At 71.4% G+C, this 18,342-nt stretch carries 18 protein-coding genes; 9 read left to right on the forward strand and 9 right to left on the reverse strand.

The features are described from left to right. Positions 1-49 precede the first annotated feature (49 nt). Positions 50-781 (reverse strand): acyltransferase, encoded by a 732-nt coding sequence (locus ACFXMF_RS16375; RefSeq protein WP_360318301.1) that lies wholly within the window; start codon positions 779-781, stop codon positions 50-52. A gap of 204 nt (positions 782-985) precedes the next feature. Here ACFXMF_RS16375 and ACFXMF_RS16380 point away from each other — a divergent pair, with 204 nt between their 5' ends. Both ACFXMF_RS16380 and ACFXMF_RS16385 read left to right on the forward strand, forming a co-directional pair. Continuing rightward, complete coding sequence (locus ACFXMF_RS16380) at positions 986-1,996, forward strand: alcohol dehydrogenase catalytic domain-containing protein (protein WP_360318298.1); 1,011 nt, start codon at positions 986-988, stop codon at positions 1,994-1,996. Between the two features lie 146 nt (positions 1,997-2,142). Beyond that, on the forward strand, positions 2,143-2,823 hold the full coding sequence (locus tag ACFXMF_RS16385; protein ID WP_379989261.1) for a YidB family protein: 681 nt from the start codon (positions 2,143-2,145) through the stop codon (positions 2,821-2,823). On the opposite strand, the gene ACFXMF_RS16390 is transcribed toward ACFXMF_RS16385, so the two are convergent. Both ACFXMF_RS16390 and ACFXMF_RS16395 read right to left on the reverse strand, forming a co-directional pair. Next, positions 2,801-4,102 carry a cytochrome P450 gene (locus ACFXMF_RS16390; protein ID WP_379989259.1) on the reverse strand — a complete coding sequence of 434 codons (1,302 nt, stop codon included), beginning with the start codon at positions 4,100-4,102 and terminating at the stop codon, positions 2,801-2,803. The genes ACFXMF_RS16385 and ACFXMF_RS16390 overlap by 23 nt on opposite strands. Positions 4,103-4,181: 79 nt before the next feature. Further along, the gene (locus ACFXMF_RS16395; protein WP_379989258.1) at positions 4,182-4,943 is read right to left on the reverse strand and encodes an SDR family NAD(P)-dependent oxidoreductase; all 762 of its coding nucleotides are present in this window, start codon (positions 4,941-4,943) and stop codon (positions 4,182-4,184) included. 212 nt (positions 4,944-5,155) lie between these two features. On the opposite strand from ACFXMF_RS16395, the gene ACFXMF_RS16400 reads away from it, so the two are divergent. From ACFXMF_RS16400 to ACFXMF_RS16410, 3 genes are all read left to right on the forward strand, one after another. Then, entirely contained in the window at positions 5,156-5,665 is a 510-nt protein-coding gene (locus ACFXMF_RS16400) for a MarR family transcriptional regulator (RefSeq protein ID WP_360318288.1), read from the forward strand. Between the two features lie 423 nt (positions 5,666-6,088). Continuing rightward, complete coding sequence (locus tag ACFXMF_RS16405) at positions 6,089-7,615, forward strand: putative PEP-binding protein (protein WP_360318285.1); 1,527 nt, start codon at positions 6,089-6,091, stop codon at positions 7,613-7,615. Between the two features lie 57 nt (positions 7,616-7,672). After that, positions 7,673-8,251 carry a pyridoxamine 5'-phosphate oxidase family protein gene (locus ACFXMF_RS16410; protein ID WP_360318282.1) on the forward strand — a complete coding sequence of 193 codons (579 nt, stop codon included), beginning with the start codon at positions 7,673-7,675 and terminating at the stop codon, positions 8,249-8,251. Between the two features lie 46 nt (positions 8,252-8,297). On the opposite strand, the gene ACFXMF_RS16415 is transcribed toward ACFXMF_RS16410, so the two are convergent. Then, complete coding sequence (locus ACFXMF_RS16415; RefSeq protein WP_360318280.1) at positions 8,298-8,963, reverse strand: hypothetical protein; 666 nt, start codon at positions 8,961-8,963, stop codon at positions 8,298-8,300. A gap of 393 nt (positions 8,964-9,356) precedes the next feature. Here ACFXMF_RS16415 and pcaD point away from each other — a divergent pair, with 393 nt between their 5' ends. Together pcaD and ACFXMF_RS16425 are read left to right on the forward strand one after the other, a co-directional pair. Beyond that, positions 9,357-10,139, forward strand: coding sequence for a 3-oxoadipate enol-lactonase (gene pcaD, locus ACFXMF_RS16420; protein WP_360318277.1), 783 nt, complete (start codon positions 9,357-9,359; stop codon positions 10,137-10,139). Between the two features lie 248 nt (positions 10,140-10,387). Beyond that, on the forward strand, positions 10,388-11,209 hold the full coding sequence (locus ACFXMF_RS16425) for an IclR family transcriptional regulator (protein WP_360318274.1): 822 nt from the start codon (positions 10,388-10,390) through the stop codon (positions 11,207-11,209). Between the two features lie 21 nt (positions 11,210-11,230). On the opposite strand, the gene ACFXMF_RS16430 is transcribed toward ACFXMF_RS16425, so the two are convergent. The 3 genes from ACFXMF_RS16430 to ACFXMF_RS16440 form a co-directional block, all read right to left on the reverse strand. After that, complete coding sequence (locus ACFXMF_RS16430; protein ID WP_379989256.1) at positions 11,231-11,845, reverse strand: hypothetical protein; 615 nt, start codon at positions 11,843-11,845, stop codon at positions 11,231-11,233. Positions 11,846-11,973: 128 nt separating this feature from the next. Next, positions 11,974-12,690, reverse strand: a complete 717-nt coding sequence (locus tag ACFXMF_RS16435; protein ID WP_360318268.1) for a hypothetical protein — start codon at positions 12,688-12,690, stop codon at positions 11,974-11,976. 437 nt (positions 12,691-13,127) lie between these two features. Further along, positions 13,128-13,703, reverse strand: a complete 576-nt coding sequence (locus tag ACFXMF_RS16440; RefSeq protein ID WP_020555158.1) for a TerD family protein — start codon at positions 13,701-13,703, stop codon at positions 13,128-13,130. A 248-nt stretch (positions 13,704-13,951) separates the two neighbouring features. On the opposite strand from ACFXMF_RS16440, the gene ACFXMF_RS16445 reads away from it, so the two are divergent. Further along, positions 13,952-14,455: a flavin reductase family protein gene (locus tag ACFXMF_RS16445; protein WP_379988459.1), complete on the forward strand. Its 504-nt coding sequence runs from the start codon at positions 13,952-13,954 to the stop codon at positions 14,453-14,455. 6 nt (positions 14,456-14,461) lie between these two features. Here ACFXMF_RS16445 and ACFXMF_RS16450 read toward each other — a convergent pair whose 3' ends face one another. Beyond that, positions 14,462-15,094 (reverse strand): response regulator transcription factor, encoded by a 633-nt coding sequence (locus tag ACFXMF_RS16450; RefSeq protein WP_360318262.1) that lies wholly within the window; start codon positions 15,092-15,094, stop codon positions 14,462-14,464. Then, a complete protein-coding gene (locus tag ACFXMF_RS16455; RefSeq protein ID WP_379988460.1) occupies positions 15,091-16,329 on the reverse strand; it encodes a sensor histidine kinase in 1,239 nt (412 codons plus the stop codon). Before ACFXMF_RS16455 ends, ACFXMF_RS16450 begins: the two co-directional genes overlap by 4 nt. Before the next feature lie 925 nt (positions 16,330-17,254). Between ACFXMF_RS16455 and ACFXMF_RS16460 the strand changes: the two genes are divergently transcribed. Beyond that, a complete protein-coding gene (locus ACFXMF_RS16460) occupies positions 17,255-18,310 on the forward strand; it encodes a cupin (protein WP_360318256.1) in 1,056 nt (351 codons plus the stop codon). The last annotated feature ends 32 nt before the right edge of the window (positions 18,311-18,342 follow it).

Below are 18,342 nucleotides of genomic sequence, written 5' to 3' on the forward strand. Positions count from 1 at the left end.
CGGCCGGGCGTTTCACGTGGAACCCCCGGGCGGCGGGCTCGATCGGGTGCTACTGGCCGTGGGAGGCGTCGTACTCGCTCAGCAGGGCGACCAGTTCGTCGTGGGTGATCCCGTCCGGGAGCGGCGTGGGGGTGTGCCGCAGCGGCGGGTCCCAGCCGGACTCGGTGCGTCGGCGGACCACCTTCGCGGGCACGCCCGCCACCACGCTGTGGTCGGCGATCGTGCCGCGCACCACCGAACCGGCGGCGACCACCACGTTCCGGCCGAGTTTCGCGCCGGGCAGGATGATCGCACCCGCGCCGATCCAGCTACCCGGGCCGATCTCCACGGTGTCGTTGATCGGCCACTGGGTGCCGATCGGCCGATCCGGGTCGGCGTAGCTGTGGTTCTGGTCGGTGATGTAGATGTACGGCCCGGTCCACACGTCGTCCGCGATGGTGATCGAGCGATGACCGACGATGTGGCTGCCGCGCCCGATCGTGCACCGGTCGCCGATGGTGACCACCGCCGCCGTGCCCAGATCGTGCCCCGGGGCCAGCCCGGCGGACAGCGTGACGTGCTCGCCGATGATGCAGCCGGCGCCGACCGTGATCCACTGCTCGCCGAAGACCGAGCCGACCGGGAAGGCGAGCTTGCTGCGCGCGCCCAACTCCCGGAAGCGGTACGGGCCGGGCTGCTCCGCGGTGATCGAGGCGGCGCGTTGCAGCGCGCGCCAGCCTCGGTGCGCGGCGCTCGAGAGGGCACCCCGGGCGTGCCCGCGCAGGGCTTGCGACAGCGACATGGGGATCACGTTACCGACGCTCGGGCGAGGGTCGGCGACGCGTGGGACGAAGGTCACGCCGGGCCGATCGGGGCCATCCGGGGTTGGCTTCCGAACGCTTCTGTAACAGTGTTACTGCGTGTCGCCGGGGTGTTCCGGCGTCGGGTGAGCGAACCAGCCGGGAGAGTGGACATGCGTGCCGTCGTCATCAATGGAACCCGTGACGTGAGTGTGGAGACGGTCGCGGACCCGGTGCTCACCGGTCCGGACGGGGCGATCGTGCGGGTCGAGGCGAGTGCGGTGTGCGGCTCGGACCTGCACTTCTACGAGGGCGAGTTCCCGGCCGCCGGGCTGCGGCCGGGGCACGAGGTGGTCGGCACGGTGATCGAGACCGGCGCCGAGGTGGGCCGGATCGCGGTGGGCGACCGGGTGCTGGTGTCGCCCGTGCTGGGTTGTGGGCGGTGTGCGGGCTGCCGGGTGGGCAATCCGATCGACTGTGTCGGCGGCGGCATGCGGGTGCTCGGCGGCGACCTCGGGCTGCCCGGCGGGCATGCCGAGGCGGTGGCGATCCCGGCCGCCGACGCGTGGTTGTTGCCGGTGCCCGAGGACGTCGCGGTGGACCACGCGGTGCTGCTCACCGACGCGCTGCCGACCGGCTGGACGGCGGCGACCCGGGCCGACATCACGCCCGGCGCGACGGTGCTGGTGATCGGCCTCGGGCCGGTCGGGCTGTACGCGCTGCAGGCGGCCCAGGTGCTCGGCGCGGGCCGGATCCTGGCCGCGGACCGGGTGCCGGCGCGACTGGCGATGGCCGAGCGGCTCGGTGCCGAGCCGATCGACGCGAGCGCGGGCGACCTGGTGCAGCAGGTGTTGGCGGCCACCGGCGGCCGGGGAGCGGACGCGGTGATCGAGGCGGTCGGGCAGGATGCGACGCTGGCCGCCGCGATCGCCTCGGTGCGTACGTCGCACACCGTCTCGGTGGTCGGCGTGGACGCGAACTTCGCGTTCCCGCTCGCGGTGCCGTTGCTGATCATCCGCAACGTCACGCTGCGCTTCAGTACCGCGCCGGTGGCGTCCACCTGGCCGACCCTGATCCCGCTGATCCGGCACGGGCGGCTCGTCCCGGTCGATGTGTTCACCCACCGACTGCCACTGACCGAGGCGGCGAGCGGATATCGCACCTTCGCCGACCGCACGGACGGCTGCCTCAAGGTGCTCTTCGATCCGACGCGCTGACGGCGCCGGTTGCCCCGCGCCCGGGCGGGGTCGAGCGGGCCGCTTCGTCGCCCGATGGGCGTACTGCCGACGTGCCCACCGCGAAGTGCTGTCCTATTTACCCCACTATGGGAGCCGGATATGGCGACCTGTGCAGGGAGAGACGGATGAGCGGCGGCGGAATGGGCCTTCCCGGTGGACTCGGCGGCCTCCTGGGCGGGATTCTCGGTGGGCGGGGCGGCAGTGGGCATCAGGGGCTGGTCCGGGTGGTGCTGGGCATGCTGACCAAGCAGGGCGGTTCCGGCGGGCTGGGTGCGCTGTTGAACAAGCTCCAGGAGGGCGGCCTGGGGGAGCAGACCAAGTCCTGGGTGGATACCGGTCGCAACCAGCCGGTGAGCGGCAAGGAGATCACCGACGCGCTCGGTGAGGACGAGATGGTCCGGTTGGCCGGCCAGGCGGGGATGACGAAGGAGGAGACCGCCGCGGCGCTCGCGGCGACGTTGCCCGGGGTGGTGGACGCGGTGACGCCCGAGGGTGAGGTGCCGGCCGCCGAGCAGATCGACGCGCTGATCGACCCGGAGGCGGCTCCTGCTTCGGGTGCTTCGGGTGCTTCGGGTGCTTCGGGTGCTTCGGGTGGGTCGGCGGGGGAGGCGGAGCAGGCCGAGGCGGGCGAAGCCGAGGCGGTGGACGAGGATGCGCCGGAGGACGAAGCTGTGGCCGACGCCGACGCCGACGCCGACGCCGACGCCGACGCCGACGCCGACGCCGACGCCGACGCCGACGCCGACGCCGAAACGGAGTCGGAGTCGGGGTCGGAGCCGGAGGTCAAGCCTGAGGAACGGGCGTGAACTCGCAGTCCATGTGCTTGATGCCGTTGATGAAACTGGAGCGCAGTCGTCGTGGTTCGCTGACCACCCGGATGTCCGGCAGGCGGGCCAGCAACTCCCGGAACAGCAGCGTGATCTCGCGGCGCGCCAGATGTGCGCCCAGGCAGAAGTGCGGGCCCCGGGCGCCGAAGCCGACATGCGGGTTCGGATCGCGGGTGAGGTCGAACCGCCCAGGGTCGGTGAAGACGGATTCGTCCCGATTCGCAGACCAGTAGAACAGCAGCAGTTTGTCGCCGTCGCGCACCCGCTTGCCGTTCAGCTCGGTGTCCCGGGTGGCGGTGCGGCGCATCCACACCACGGGGGACGCGAGCCGGACGATCTCCTCCACGGCGGTCGGCGCGTAGCGTTCGAAGTCAGATAGCCAGAGCCGGTGTTGGTCCGGATTCTCGGTCAGCAGCCACAGTCCGTGCGAGATCGCGTTGCGGGTGGTCTCGTTCCCTGCGGTCAGCAACAGGATGAAGAACGAGGCGAGTTCGTCCGCGGTCAGGCTCTCGCCGTCGATCTCCGCGTTCACCAGCGCGGAGGTGACGTCCTCGGTGGGGGTCCCGCGCCGGAACTCGCCCAGATTCTTCATCAGTTCGGCGAGTTCGGCGCCGGCGGTGAGCAGCGCCTCGATGTGGCCGCCGCCCTCCTGGGGCACGTACTCCGGGTCCGCGATGCCCAGGATCACGTTCGAGCGATCGAAGACGAAACGATGGTCCTGTTCCGGTATGCCCATCATGTCGCAGATCACCCGGAGCGGGAGGCGGGCCGCGACGTCGGTGACGAAGTCGCACGAGCCGCGTTCGGCCACCTCGTCGACGATGGTCTTGGCGGTGCGGTCCACGTCGTCCGAGAACTTCTTGATCATCCTGGGCGTGAAGGTACGGGCGACGATCCGGCGCAGCCGCTGATGCCGAGGGTCGTCCATTTCGATCATGGAGCCGAAGAACTCACCGAAGCCCGGCGGGAAGTCGGGGATGTGGGTGGAGCCTCGGCCCGAGCAGAAGTCCTCGGGTCGGCGGGTGGCCTCCGCGACGTCCGCGTGCCGGGTCAGCGCCCAGAAACCGGGGCCGGGCTCCAGCGGGCTCTCCGGCTCCGGGTAGTACGGCATCGGCCAGGTCTCGCGCAGGTGTGCGAAGCCCGCGTCGCGGGCGGCCAGTGGCCCGGACCAGAAGTCCGGATCGGCGAGCGGTACCTGCGCGGGCCAGGTCCGGGGATTGGGGTCGGTGGTGCTCGGTCCAGCCGTCTCGGCCGTCATGCCGGTCACTCCGATCGCGCGTTGTTACTCGCGGGTTCGGTATCAGTCCAGCACACATGCGGGCGCCGATCCAGGGCTCTTACGTGGTGATCGCGCCGCCGTTGACCTGAATGGTCTGGCCGGTGATCCACCCGGCCTCGTCGGAGGCGAGGAAGACGCAGGCCGCGCCCGCGTCCTCGGGGGTGCCGAGCCGGCCGACCGGGATGTGCTTGGCCTGGTCGGCGGTGTGCGCGAGTTCGCGACCGCTGGGGCGGGGGTCCATCAGGCCCAGCGCGACGGTGTTCGCGGTGACGCCCTCGCGCGCGCTCTCCATCGCCAGGTGGCGCATGAACGCGATGGCGCCGCCCTTCGAGGCCCCGTACAGCGAGATCCCGAACGACTGGCCGCTGACGCCCGCGGTCGAGGCGATGGTGATCACCCGCCCGAAGCGGCGCGCGCACATCCCGTCCAGCACCGCCTTGGTGCAGGCCATCACGCCGAACAGGTTGACGTCGGCGAAGCGTTGCCAGTCCTCGGGGGCACTTTGGCGGAATTTGGTCGGCCGAAATCCCTCGGCGCCGCCGTTGCCCGCGTTGTTGACCAGGATGTCGATCGGGGCGACCGTGCGTTCGAACGTGCGTACGGCCAGGAGCGCGGCCTGCGGGTCGGTCACGTCGAACGCGGCGGTGTACGCACGACCGCCGGCGGCGCGGATGTCGGCGCACGTCTGTTCGGCGCGCTCGGGGTCGAGGTCGTTGACCGCGACGATCGCGCCCCGCGCGGCGAGCAGCCGGGCGATGCCCGCGCCGACGCCCTGCCCCGCGCCGGTGACCAGTGCCGACCTGCCGTCGAGTGCGAACACGGGGTCCCCCGGGATGATCGATGGGTTCGACGACGGCGCTCGCGCACCGCGTCGATCTTGACGCGCGCAGCCAACCATCGGCCCCTACACGTGTCAATGCTGGACTCCATCAATTACCTTCTGTGCGTCGGGATGCACACCTAGACTGTGGAACGCCCGCCTCCGCCATACGAAACCGTACGGCGCTGCTTCCCCTTCGGAGGACTCGTCCAGTGCCCCCGTCAGCCGAGTCGCCCACGCCCTCCTCGGATCGACACGAGGCGCGGCAGCACGTCCAGACCGCGCTCGAACGCCTGATCCGACTCCAGCAGAGCCGTCGCGTGCACGGCGAACTCACCTCCGCCTCGCGCGCCCAGGTCTCGCAACCCGCGGTGGTGTTGCTGGCCCGGTTGCAGGCGGGCGGCGGCGGGCTGGCCATCGGCGATCTGGCCAAGCTCGCCCGGATGGACATGTCGCTGGTCAGCCGGGAGCTGCGCAAGCTGGAGGCCGACGAACTGGTCACCCGGACCACCGACGCGCGGGACGGTCGGATCACCCGGGTGGGACTGACTCCCAAGGGCCGAGGTGTGGTCCGTCGGCTGCGCCGGGTGCGCGATCGGCACTTCGAGGAGGCGCTGTCCGGCTGGACGGACGACGACCTCGCCACGCTCGGCGCGCTGATGGGGCGCTTCGTGGACGACCTGTCCGCGGTTCGCTATCGCGAGGCCGACGAGACGGGCTGAGTCCGCGCCGGTGCGACCGCCGGGCGGGGTTGCGCTGTGCTCGATGCGCGGCCGGTGCGTGGCCGGCGCGGTGGCTGTTGCGGTGGCCGGCGGGTGCCTGTCGAGATGCCTGTTGCGGTGTCGGCGAACGTCGACTCCGCGTTCGGGTCCCCCACTTCCCCTTTTGTGCGTCCCACCGTCCCCATCCGCCCCCTTTGCGCACAACCCGGCTGGACACGGTCCGTGTGTCCACCAGACTGTGTCGCGGGACCGGGTGGTTGTCTTGTGCCGGGTCGAACCGGTGTCGTGCCGGCAACCGTTACCGCTCACGGCACCCGCGCGCCCACCGGCGCGGGTCGACGTGCGGCGGTTGGACGACGTGGGAAGAAGGGGACACAGCGTGGGAGAGCTGCACTGGGCCGACCGCGACCGTGCCCGGGTCGCATGAGCACGGTACTGCGCGGCACGGGGGTCGCACCGGGTTCCGCGGTCGGTCGGCTCGTGGTGGCCCGGGTCGGAGCAGGCGGTGTACCGGCTCCGGCGGCACCGGCCGACATCCCGGAGGCGCTGGACACCGTGGCCCGGCACATGGACGATCTGGCCGGCGCGCTGCGTACCCGCGGGCGGTCGGCGGAGGCGGACATCGTCGACTTCGCCGCCCTGATCGCGCGGGACCGCGAACTGCGGGACGGCGTCGCACTACATCTGGCGAGCGGTCTGGCGCCGATCGACGCGCTGGCGGCGGCGGTACACGATTTCGCCGACCTGCTGGCCGGCTTCGACGACGAACTGATCGCCGAGCGTGCGGTGGACGTACGCGATGTGGGCCGACAGGCCGAGGCGCTGCTGCGCGGCGAGGATCCGACCGGCGGGCAACTCCCGGGCGGGGCACCTGCGGTGCTGGTCGGTGCCGAGCTCGCGGCGATGGACCTGTTGCGCGGCCCCCGGCCGGCGGCGGCGGTCTCCGAGCGGGGCGGGCCGACCGGGCATCTGGCCATCGTGGCGCGGTCGTTGGGGATACCGCTGGTGCTGGGCATCCCGGTGGCGGCGCTGGCCGACCTGGCCGAGGACCTGATCCTGGTGGACGGCGAGGCGGGTACGGTCGAGGCCAACGCCGGTGCGCGGGTGCGTACCATTCCGGCGCCTCGACGGGTGCCCGGTGGCGGCGCGGGACAGGCGATGACCCGGGACGGGCGGCGGATCCGGGTGCGGGCGAACGTGGCGACCGTCTCGGACGCGCTCGCCGCGGCCGAGGCAGGCTCCGAGGGAGTCGGCCTGCTGCGTACCGAACTTCCTTTCCTGGCCGAGGAGTCGGGTTGGCCGGACGAGGAACGGCAGGTGGCCGTGCTGGCGCCGGTGTTGGCCTCGGTGCCGCCGGGGCCGGTCGTGGTGCGCACCCTGGATTTCACCGGTGACAAACGACCGCCGTTCCTGCGCGACCGGCGCATGACGCTGCCCGGATCGGAGGCGCTGACCGCGCAGTTGCGCGGGATCATGCGCGCGGCGGCGGAGACGGGGGTGGAGGTCGCGCTGTTGTTGCCGATGGTCGACCATCCCCGGCGGATCAAGCATGTTCGGGGTCTGCTCGCCGCCGCGTGCGGTGAACTGGGCCTGGCCCCGCCGCCGTTGGGCGCGATGGTGGAACTGCCACAGGTGCTCGCCCAGGTGGACGACCTCGCCGAGCACGCCGACTTCCTGTCGCTGGGCACCAACGACCTGACCTCCCGGTTGCTCGGGTTGAGCCGGGACGACCCGCGGCTGACCCCCGCGTCGGCGGCGCATCCGCGGGTGTTGGACGCCATCGCGCAGACCATCCGGGCCGGGCACGCCCGGGGGCGCGCGGTGTCGCTGTGCGGGGACGCGGCGGCGGATCCGGCGGTGTTGCCGCATCTGGTCCGGCTCGGTTGCGACGCGGTGTCGGTGGCGCCGGCCGCGCTGTCGCGGGTACGGGCGGCGGTGCGGGCATGCTGACGGCGCCGTCGGGGGTGCCGAAGGGGGGCCGAACGGGGCGGCGCGGATAATGCGGACATGGGAAAGACGTATGAACGCATGGACGGCCGCCTGCGAAAGTTCATCGAGGATCAGCCGGTCTTCTTCGTGGCGAGCGCGCCGCTCGCCGAGGACGGGCATGTCAACGTGTCGCCCAAGGGTCGCTCCGGCACGCTCGTCGTGCTGGACGAAACGACGGTGGCCTACCTGGACTTCGGCGGCAGCCACGCCGAAACCATCGCGCACCTGCGGGAGAACGGCCGGATCACGCTGATGTGGTGCGCGTTCGAGGGCCCGCCGAAGATCGTCCGGGTGCACGGGATCGGCGAAGCGGTCTTCCGCGACGATCCGCGCTTCGCCGACCTGGTGGCCCGGTTCGGCGACGCGGACGCGAGCGGGCTGCGCGCGGTCGTGGTGGTGCGCGCGACGTTGATCAGCGACACGTGCGGCTACGCGGTCCCGTTCATGGACTACCGCGAGGAGCGCACGCTGCACGAGGAGTTCCTGGCCCGCAAGACGGACGCGGAGTTCGCCGAGTACACCGGCAGCAAGCCCTACAACGTGGCGAGCATCGACGGCCTCCCCGCCGTCCCGCTGCCCCTCCCGTCGCGCGGCTAGCCGGTCGTCGGGCCGGGCGGCTCCGGGAGGAGCGGGCGCGGGCGGGTCAGCCGGGGTGCGGGCCGCCCTGCTGCGGATACTGCGCGTACGGGTTCGGGGCCTGCGGCGGGTAGCCGACGGGGGGCTGCGGGGGCTGGGCCGGGTACGGGTTCGTGGGCTGCGGGGCCTGGGCCTGGGCCGGGTACGGACTCGGGGTCGGCGGGGCCTGGCCGGGGTACGAGTTCTGTTGTGCTGCGTACGGGTTGGGCGCCTGGGCGGCGTAGGGCTGCTGTTGGCCGCCGGAGGCGGTGTACGCGTCGATCAGGAAGCGGAAGATCCATTCGCCCTCGGCGCGCCACGGGCGGGGGAAGTTGAGCTTGGCCGGGCGGTCCCGGCCCGGGAACCAGAAGTGCATCCGGCTCCAGGTCGTGTTGATCTTCAGCTCGGAGAGCAGTGCGCCGGCCTGGGCGTGGGTCAGCGCGTAGGCGACCTCCTTGGGCCTGCTGGAGAGCGCGCTCGCCCGATGGAACATCACCCCCTGCTGGGTGACCGTGAAGAAGTAGTAGTCGGACATCGACGCCCCGATCAGTGCGCCGATTCCGCCGAACAACGCGAACAACATCGGGTTCGGGCCGCGGACCACGAACATCGTGGCGAGCGGCTGATCGCCCGGGTTGGCGGCGGCCACCGCCTCCGCGACCTGCCGTTGCATCGTTGCCTTGCGGACCGCCATGTGCGTCGCCTCCCCGTGAGGCCGCCACCGCGATTGCGGCAGGGCGATCAGAGGCTAACGGTGTGCTCGGGCCCGGTGGTCGCGGTCGGGCAAAGAATCCCGGTCCGATCCGGCGCCCGGGCCTTGGGCTTCCGCTGGGCGGAAGTCGGGCGCCCGTTGGTGGCGGGCGACCGGAGACCGTGTGGGTACGAGCCGGCTCGGTGGCGGCGCGCGACGCGGAAGCCGGCCGGTCGGGGCAGGTCGGACCTCGGCGCGAAACGGCCGGCACCTTCGTGATCTGCTGGGGTCGTTGGACGAGGCGGTTTTCCATCCGGCCGCCTGCTTCGGCTCGGCCCCGGCTCTGCTCGGCCGGGCGCTCGCGCACCATCGCACCGTGTTTCAAGAGAAGGACCAATGACGATCGCCACGCTCAACCACCGCTTCGACGGCCCGGCCGACGCCCCGGTGTTGATCCTCGGCCCCTCGCTGGGCAGCGAACTGGGCATGTGGGACGCACAGATCCCGGAACTGTCCCGGCACCACCGGGTGCTGCGCTACGACCTGCGCGGACACGGCACATCCCACCCGGTACCGGGTACGGCCTCGGTCGGCGATCTGGTCGGCGACGTGCTCACGTTGGCCGATTCGTACGGCATCAAGCGGTTCGCCTACGCGGGCATCTCGCTCGGCGGGGCGGTCGGTCTGTGGATGGGCGTGCATCATTCCGAGCGGCTGACCGCCCTGGTCTCGTGCTCCTCGTCGGCGCGCTTCGGCGAGCCGGAGCCGTGGCTGGAGCGGGCCGCGACGGTGCGCTCGCGGGGCATGCGGGAGTTGGCCGACACGGTGATCCGGCGCTGGTTCACGCCCGAGTACGCCACGCGCGAGCCGGCCGAGGTGCGGCGCATCCTGGACATGCTGTACGGGTGTCCGCCGGAGGGTTACGCGGGGTGCTGCGAGGCGCTGGCGCGGTACGACCTGCGGTCGGAGCTCGGGCGGATCGACGTGCCCACGTTGGTGATCGGTGCCGAGCGGGATCCGTCGACGCCGATCGAGCAGGCGCGGGAACTGGCTGCGGGGATTTCGGGGGCCACGCTGGTGGAGGTCGGCGATGCGGCGCATTTGGTGAACATCCAGCAGGCCGAGGTGGTCACTTCGGCGATCTCCGCGCATGTGGCGGCGGGGCGCGCGGGAGGGTGAATCCTGGCCTGCGGCCGGATTTTGTCCTCGAACGCCGGACGGGCTGGGGGTGACGGTCGGTTCGGTGGGTGGGGCTGCGGTTGGTGGGTGGGGACCTTGTTCGTCCTCAATCGCCGGACGGGCTGAAGGGGGCAGGCGTTCGGCGGGTGGGGAGCTTTGGTCTTCCTCGGGTGGGGGACGGGCTGGAGGGGGTTGGTGGGGGTGGGGGCGGGGATTGGGTGGGGGAGGTTGTTCGGTTGGAGGTCGGGATGACGCCGGGCACGGTTGCCGGGAAGGTGATGGCCATCCTGGGTGCGTTTGCGGCGGGGGATGGGCGGTTGCGGCTGACGGAGGTGTGTCGGCGGGCGGATCTTGCGCCGGCCACCGGGCATCGGCTCATGGCCGAGTTGGTCGCCGGCGGGTTTCTGGAGCGGCTGGACGACGGGTCGTATCGGGTCGGGGTCAAGCTGTGGCACATCGGTACCCAGGCGCACGCCGCGACCGACCTGCGCGATCTCGCGTTGCCGCATATGGAGGACCTGTACGAGGCGACGCACGAGAACGTCCAGCTCGCGGTGCTGCGCGACGGCAAGGCGCTCTACCTGGAGCGGCTGCGCGGCACCCGCTCGATGCCGATCGTCACCCGGGTGGGTACCGAACTGCCGCTGCACGCCACCGGTGTCGGCAAGGTGCTGCTCGCGTACGCGCCGGGGCAGTTGCGCGAGCGGGCGCTGTCCGAGCCGCTTGCCGCGCACACGTCGCGGACCATCACCGATCCGGACCGGCTGCGCGAGTGCCTGACCGAGGTCCGTCGCACGGGTGTGGCCACCACGTCGGGCGAGATGACCGTCGGCGCGCACTCGGTGGCGGCGCCCGTCCGGGACCGGCACGACACCGTGGTCGCCGCGCTGTCGCTGGTGACCGGACGCCGTACGGCCGACCTGCGGCGGCTGATCCCGACCGTGACGACCGCCGCGCGGGCGCTGTCGCGGGACGTGGCCCAACATTGGAGCGGCAGCGCGGACATCGGCGGTGACGCGGATTGGGGCACGGGTGGGCGCGCGGATGGGGACTCTCACCCACGTGGGTGACAGTCCCCGCTAGCGCGTCGGTCAGAGTTTCAACATCGCCTGCACGAACGAGCGGTACTTGTGCAGCGCCAGCCGCAGTTGCTCGGTGTCGTCTCCCGCCGCGCGCCGGACCTGCTCCAACTCGTCGCGTCGGGCCTGGATCGCGTCGGTCACCAGCTTGGTGAGCCGCGCGGCCACCTCGTCGGCGTCGGAGACCGCGTCGGCGGGGCTGTCCACGAAGGCCGCGAGGGTGTCCCGGAAGCGCGCGTGCAACTCTTCGCCGGTCTCCCGGTCGAACAGCGGCTCCGCGGCGGGGCCGGTCCGGCGCGACGTCTTGCGCGCGGTCGGCGTGCGGTTCGACGAACTCCGTGCACCGGCTCCCGCCGAGGGCGCCGGCGGTGCGCTGTCGGCCGCGTTCCGGACCGGGAGGACCGACGTCCCGTATGGCTCCACGTCGTCGTGCCGGCGGTGCGGGAGGCCGGCCACGGACGGCGGCTCGGTGGGCGCCGGCGGGATCCCGCCGGAACCCGGACCGGCGCCGTCGGTGACGCGGGCCTGGCGGGCGGCGCGGTCGCGTTCGTCGCGTTCGACGACGGGAGCGTCGTCCCGGCCGGGACCGGCGGTGCCCGGTCCGCTCGGGGAATTCTGCTTGCGCATCGGTATGGGTCCTCTCGTCCGGTACGACTGGCGGTGGCGCCGTTCCTCCGAGCGTTCCCCCGTTCAGGACCGCTCTTTCCGTTGTCCGTGACCACTCGGTGTCCGGGGGCGCCCGGGCGGGCGTTCGGTCAGCGGGTTTCCGGCTTCGTGGTGTCCAGGCGGGGGCCCTTGGCGTCCTGGTCGGCCTGCCACGCGTCGGTTCGTTCGTTCCGCGTCGAGCCGGTGGTGCGGGGGGCGCCGGCGGTGTCGGTCGGGTCGGTCGCGCCGGTCGGGTGGGGAGCGGTCCTCGTGCCTTCGCTGCGGCGCGGCCGGTAGGGCTGACCGAGCAGGTCGTCGAACAGGGCGCGGTGGTGGATCATCGCCTGGCGAAGGTCCTCGGTCTCGGCCTGGCCGGCCTCGCTGCGTCGGGCGATCTCGTGCGCCTGGCGGTAGTGGTTCAGCGTGTGGCCGTGTTCGACGGACAGCAGTTCCATCCGCTTGTCGTGTGCACCGGTGGGGTAGCCGCGCTCGCGCATCAGTCGGCTGATCAGCTCGTCCGCCGCCTGTACCGCGTCGTCCGGAGCGTCCACGAACCGTTCCTGGACCTCGGTCCACTCGGTCGCGTACTGCTCTCGGGCGGCCGGGTCCAGCGGTTCGAGCTTGAGTTCGTTGTGCCGACGCTCGCGGTCGACCAGATTGCGTTCGGCCTCGCGTCGGTCGCCGTACTGCTCGACGGCCCGATCGTACTCGGGGCCGAATCGCGTTTGGAGATGCCTGCGTCGCAATATCGAACGGCCTGCGAAGGCTGCGGCGGCGAGGGCGACGACGATCACCACGGCCAGGATCACGGTCGCTGTCGGGTTCACGGGGACTCCCAGGTGGGTCGGGGCTTGGATCGTGCGGTTTCGGTGGAACCTTGGAGGCACTTCGTGTATTGGCGGTTTTTGCTCGTGCACACATGACTTGCCGGGAGTGGGCGGGCCAAACTCCTTGCGTGTGGCGGGGATTCCGGTTGGGCTGGGTTCGCCTCATGCGCCGGCGGGGCTGGGTGGCCTCATGCGCCGGCGGGGCTGGGTTCGCCTCAAACGCCGGCGGGGCTGGGTGGCCTCAAACGCCGGCCGGGCTGAGTGGCTTCAAGCGCCGGTCGGGCTGGTTGTGCTTGTGCGTTGGGTGGGCTGGGTTTGGCTCAAGGAGGAGTGGGGCTGGGTGGTTTTGAAGGTGGGTGGGGTGGTCCCGGGGTCGGGGTGTGGAAACGCCGGCCGGGGTGTGGCCCGGCCGGCGTTCGGGGTTGCTTGGGGTGGGGTCAGACGCTGACGCCGAAGTCCTTGGCGATGCCGGCGAGGCCGGAGGCGTAGCCCTGGCCGAGGGCGCGGAACTTCCAGTCGGTGCCGGCGCGGTAGAGCTCGCCGAAGAGCATCGCGGTCTCGGTGGACGCGTCCTCGGAGAGGTCGTAGCGGGCGAGTTCGACGTTGTCGGCCGCGTTCAGTACGCGGATGAACGCGTTGCGGACCTGGCCGAACGACTGCTTGCGGTTGTCCGCGTCGTAGACCGAGACCGGGAAGACGACCTTGTCGACGTCCGCGGGGAGCTGCGCGAGGTTGACCTTGATCTGCTCGTCGTCGCCCTCGCCCTCACCGGTGCGGTTGTCGCCGGTGTGCTCGACGGTGCCGTCCGGGGTCTTCATGTTGTTGAAGAACACGAAGTGCTGGTCCGAGTAGACCTTGCCGGTCGCGTTGACCACGATGGCGCTCGCGTCGAGGTCGAAGTCCTCGCCCGTGGTCGTGCGCAGGTCCCAGCCGAGGCCGACGACGACCGCGGTCAGGCCAGGGGCCTCCTTGGTCAGGGAGACGTTTCCGCCCTTGCTCAGGCTCACGGCCATGGGTGTTCCTTCCAGAGGATGTATGACGTCGCGGACGACGCTACTGCTACTGATCCGGACGTGCAGCAGGCACACGTAAGTTCCCGAACGCGCCGAAAGGGGCCGTCAAGGTGGCGGTGATCACGGGGCGGAAGCCCGCTCCAGGTTATTGACGGTTCGTCAGTTCCGCCGTTCAATGGCTGGGACAAAAAGGCATACGACTATTAGTCATATGCAAGAAATCCAGCTTCGGACCCCTGGGGGCAGCCATGTCCAGCGCAACGACGCCGTCGGCCGGGATCGATCAGGCGCGGATGCGTCAGGTCATGGGCCACTTCGCCACCGGCGTCACGGTGGTCACCGCGATCCACGACGGCGCGCCCGTGGGCATGGCCTGCCAGTCGTTCACGTCGTTGTCGCTGGAGCCGGCGTACATCTCGATCGCTCCGGCGCTCACCTCGACGACCTACCCGAGGGTGCGCGCGGCCGGCCGGTTCGTGGTCAACATCCTCGCCGAGGACCAGCAGGACGTGTGTCGTGCGATGGGCCGCAGCGGCGGCGACAAGTTCATCGACGTCGACTGGGCGCCCGCCGACAACGGTGCTCCGCGCCTGGCCGGCGCGGTGGCCTGGATCGAGTGCGACATCGCGCACGAGTTGCCCGGCGGCGACCACGTGATCGTGATCGGCGCGGTCACCGCCCTGGACCTGCCGCGGGACACCGCGCCGCTGATGTTCCACAAGGGCCGGTACGCGCGCCTGATCGCCGGGTAGCGCGGCCTATCTGCCGGCGCCGGGCAGCAGCCCGTCCGCCATGGCCACCGTGACGGCGGCGGTGCGGTCGGCCACGCCGAGCTTGTTGAAGGTGCGCAGCAGGTGCGTCTTGACGGTGGCCTCGCCGATGTACAACTCGCGGCCGATCTCGGCGTTGGTCATCCCACGTGCGACCAGGCCGAGCACCTGCGTCTCGCGCGGGCTCAGCGCGTCGCGGACCGGTGCCTGCAACCGGGTGACCAACTTCGCGGCCACCGGCGGGGCGAGCACGGTCTCGCCCCGGGCGGCGGCGCGGATCGCGGCGGCCAGTTCCAGCCGAGGGGTGTCCTTGAGCAGGTAGCCGGTGGCGCCCGCCTCGACCGCGCGCACGATGTCGCCGTCGGTGTCGTAGGTGGTCAGGATCAGTACCTGCACCCCGGGCAGTTCGCGCACGATCCGCCGGGTCGCGGCGACGCCGTCGGTGCCCGGCATCCGCAGGTCCATCAGCACCACGTCCGGCCGCAACTCGGCGGCGCCGGCCACCGCCCGTTCCCCGTCCTCGACGGAAGCGACCACCTCGAAGTCGGCCTCGGCCGCGAGCATGCCCGCCAGGCCCTCGCGCACCACGGGATGGTCGTCGGCGATGAGCAGCCGGATCACTGCGGTACCTCCACCCGTACGGTCGTGCCTCGGCCGGGCGCCGAGAGCAACTCGACCTCGCCGCCGACCTGCGCCAGCCGCGCCCGCATTCCGGGAAGACCGTATCCCCCCTTCCCCCGCCCCGGTTCGAAGCCTCGTCCGTCGTCCACCACGGTCAGCCGGGTGGCGAACGGACGGTAGGCCAACTCCACCGTCACCGAACGGGCGTCGGCGTGTTTGCGGATGTTGGCGAGCGACTCCTGAAGCACTCGTACCAACACCACCTGGATCGTCGAGGACAGCTCGTGTTCGACGCCGGCGACCTGGAACGTCGCGGACACCTCCAACTCCTCGCCGAGTCCGGCGACCGTGCGACCGAGCAACTCGCCGATCGGCTCGGCACGCTCCGCGCCGCCCGCCGGCCCCTGGGCGGCGACCAGGGCGCGGGCCTCGGCGAGGTTGTCCCGGGCCACCCGCTCGGCCAGCTCCAGGCGTTTGCGGGTGGCGGTGGCGTCCGAGTCCACAGTGATCCCGGCCGCCTGGAGCAGCATCAGGATGCTGGTGAAGCCCTGTGCGAGCGTGTCGTGGATCTCGCGCGCCATGCGCTCGCGCTCGACCCGCACTCCCGCCTCGTGGTGCGTCGCGGCCAGCTCGGCCCGGGTCGCCTCCAACTCGCGCAGCAGCCGTCCGCGCTCCTGCACCTTGGCGGCCAGCCAGTTGATGATCCGGGCCATCAGAAAGCTGAAGCCGAGCGCGACCACCATCTCGGCCAGGATCCTGATCACCCGATCGTGCGCCCAGTGCGCCTCCCGGGCCTGGAACGCGCCGTTCACGCCGAAGAGGTAGACGCCCGCCGCCATCGCCGGGAGCATGCGCTCGATGAACGTGAAGGTCAGCGGCATCAATACGTACATCAGGGCGATCCGGTCGGGATCGACCGTGCTCAGCGCGGTCACTCCGCCATACGCGAGTACCAGGTGGATCTGCCCACGCCGATCCCACGTGTACGGATCCACCCCGGGCGGGAGCAGCAGCCGGAACGACACCGGCAGCAGTACGAGCACCACCAGGCACCACGGCGGTTGGTCCGCGCCGAACTCGGCGGCGGTGGTCGCGGCGAGGATGAAGTAGGCGTAGCGGTACGCGGTGAGCAACTTGTTTCCGAAGAGGATCTCCTCCTCGTCGATCGGGGCGGGTATCGGGGTGCTCACCGCACCGGCCCCGGGCACCGCACCGGTGGGGTTCGCCGCATTCACCGCATCAACCGCATGTGCCGCGTTCAACGCTCGTTCCCGCTCCAGTCGAAGGTCCCGATCCACACGACCAAGCCGAGCACACCCCACCCGGCGAGCACCAGCGCCACCCGGCCGGTTCCCGGCTTCCGGCCGGCTCGATCGCCTGGAACGTGTCCGGCAGGAAGACCGAACGCATCCCCTGGATCAGCCGTTCGAGCGGGAACAGGGCCGCGAACCGTCGCACACCGGCCGGTGGTTCGTTCAGGTCGAGGCCGACGTCTTCCAGGGCGGTCGGGTGATGGTCGGCTCCGGTATCTCGCCGCCCGGGCGCACGGTCAGCTCCGCCACGTCCGCCGATTCCCGGAGCACGATGCCGATCCGGGTCCGCCGGCGCGAACCCGCGCTCGCCGGATGCCGGCCCGGGAGCGCGACCTCGCCCGCGTCCCGGGAGCGGTAGCCCTCGGGATCTCGGTCGTCGTGGTCTTGCCCGCCCCGTTCGGGCCGAGCAGCGCGAAAATCTCGCCTCGGTACACGTCCGGGTCGAGGCCGTCCACCGCCGGGCGGCCTCGGTGGCTCCGGCGCAACCCGCGCACCGTGATCACCGAGTCGGGGTGGGTGCGGGTCGGGCGCCGGCGCTGTGTCGTCATGCCTCGACGATGGCGGGTGCGGGTCGGGCGGCGGGTCGTACGAACGACGGACGCCGGCTGTCCGTCGATCGGTGGACAGCCGGCGCGGGACCGGGCGGACGCGGTCGGCCTCGGGCCCATCCGTCGACGGTGGTCGACGCGGAGCGGGCGTGTGTGCGGTCGGCCGACGGGTCGGCGGGGTCGTCCGGGGCAGGCGTGCGGTGTATCGCGTTGCCGGTGTGAGACTTCCCGCTCCCTGCGACAACCGGTCCGGTGGCACCATGGCAGGACCGGGGGAGTCGCTCGTGAAGGGATTTCGGATGACCGCGCAGCCCGAGGTGACGGCCGATCAGCACCGGTCCGGAGAGCGGGAATCCGCGCTCTTCGACCCCACCGTCGCGGCGCCGCCGCTGGTGGACGTGGCCCGATTCGGCTTCGAGGGGCCGCTTGCGGCGACCGCCGCCGCATGGAGTGCGGACGCGGTCTACTGGGAGTACACGAAGGCGGCCAACCCGATCGGCGCCGGATACACGACGCCCGTCCCGGTGGAGCGTTTCCCGGCCGAACTGCACGCCGGCGGAGTCACCCGGGTGATCCCGCTCGATCTGGCCGAGCCGATGCGGATCGCGGGCGGCCCGGCGACCAGTCCGGCGCTGCTGGCCAACTTCGTCCGGATCAACGCGGGCGACCGGCTCGCGGTGCGGCCGAACGCGACCTCGCAGCTCTACTACGTCATGTACGGACGGGGCATGTCGCTGGTCGGCGGCCAGGCGGTGGAGTGGGAGAAGGGCGACTTCCTGGTGCTGCCGGACCTGGGCGAGATCACCCACCACGCGGCGCAGGATTCGGTTTTCTATTGGGTGCACGACGAGCCGTTGCTGCGCTACCTCGGGGTCACCCCGAATCAGGCCCGATTCCGGCCGACCAAGTTCTCCCGGCATCGGGCGGTGGAGGAACTCACCCGGATCGCCGAAGCCCCCGGTGCCAACGCCAAGAACCGGGTCAGTGTGTTGCTGAACACCGTCGACCAGGACCAGACGCTGACCGTCACGCACACCCTGTGGGCGATGTTCGGCCTGCTTCCGGTGGACCAGATCCAACGCCCGCACCGGCACCAGTCGGTCGCCCTGGACCTGATCCTGGACTGCGAGCCGGGCTGCTTCACGCTGCTGGGCGATCGGCTCGACGAGCACGGCGAGATCGTCGATCCGCAGCGAGTGGATTGGCAACCAGGGGGCGCGTTCGTGACGCCGCCGGGAAAGTGGCATGCCCACCACAACGAGTCCGGTAGTCCCGCGCACCTGATCCCGATTCAGGACGCGGGCCTGCAGACCTATCTGCGCAGCCTGGACATCCGCTTCAGCGACCGGCGTTGAGCCTGGGGGGTGGGGCGGCGGTCGGCCGCACG

Origin of the sequence: Embleya sp. NPDC059213 (genome assembly GCF_042754445.1) — a bacterium.
Lineage (GTDB): Bacteria > Actinomycetota > Actinomycetes > Streptomycetales > Streptomycetaceae > Embleya.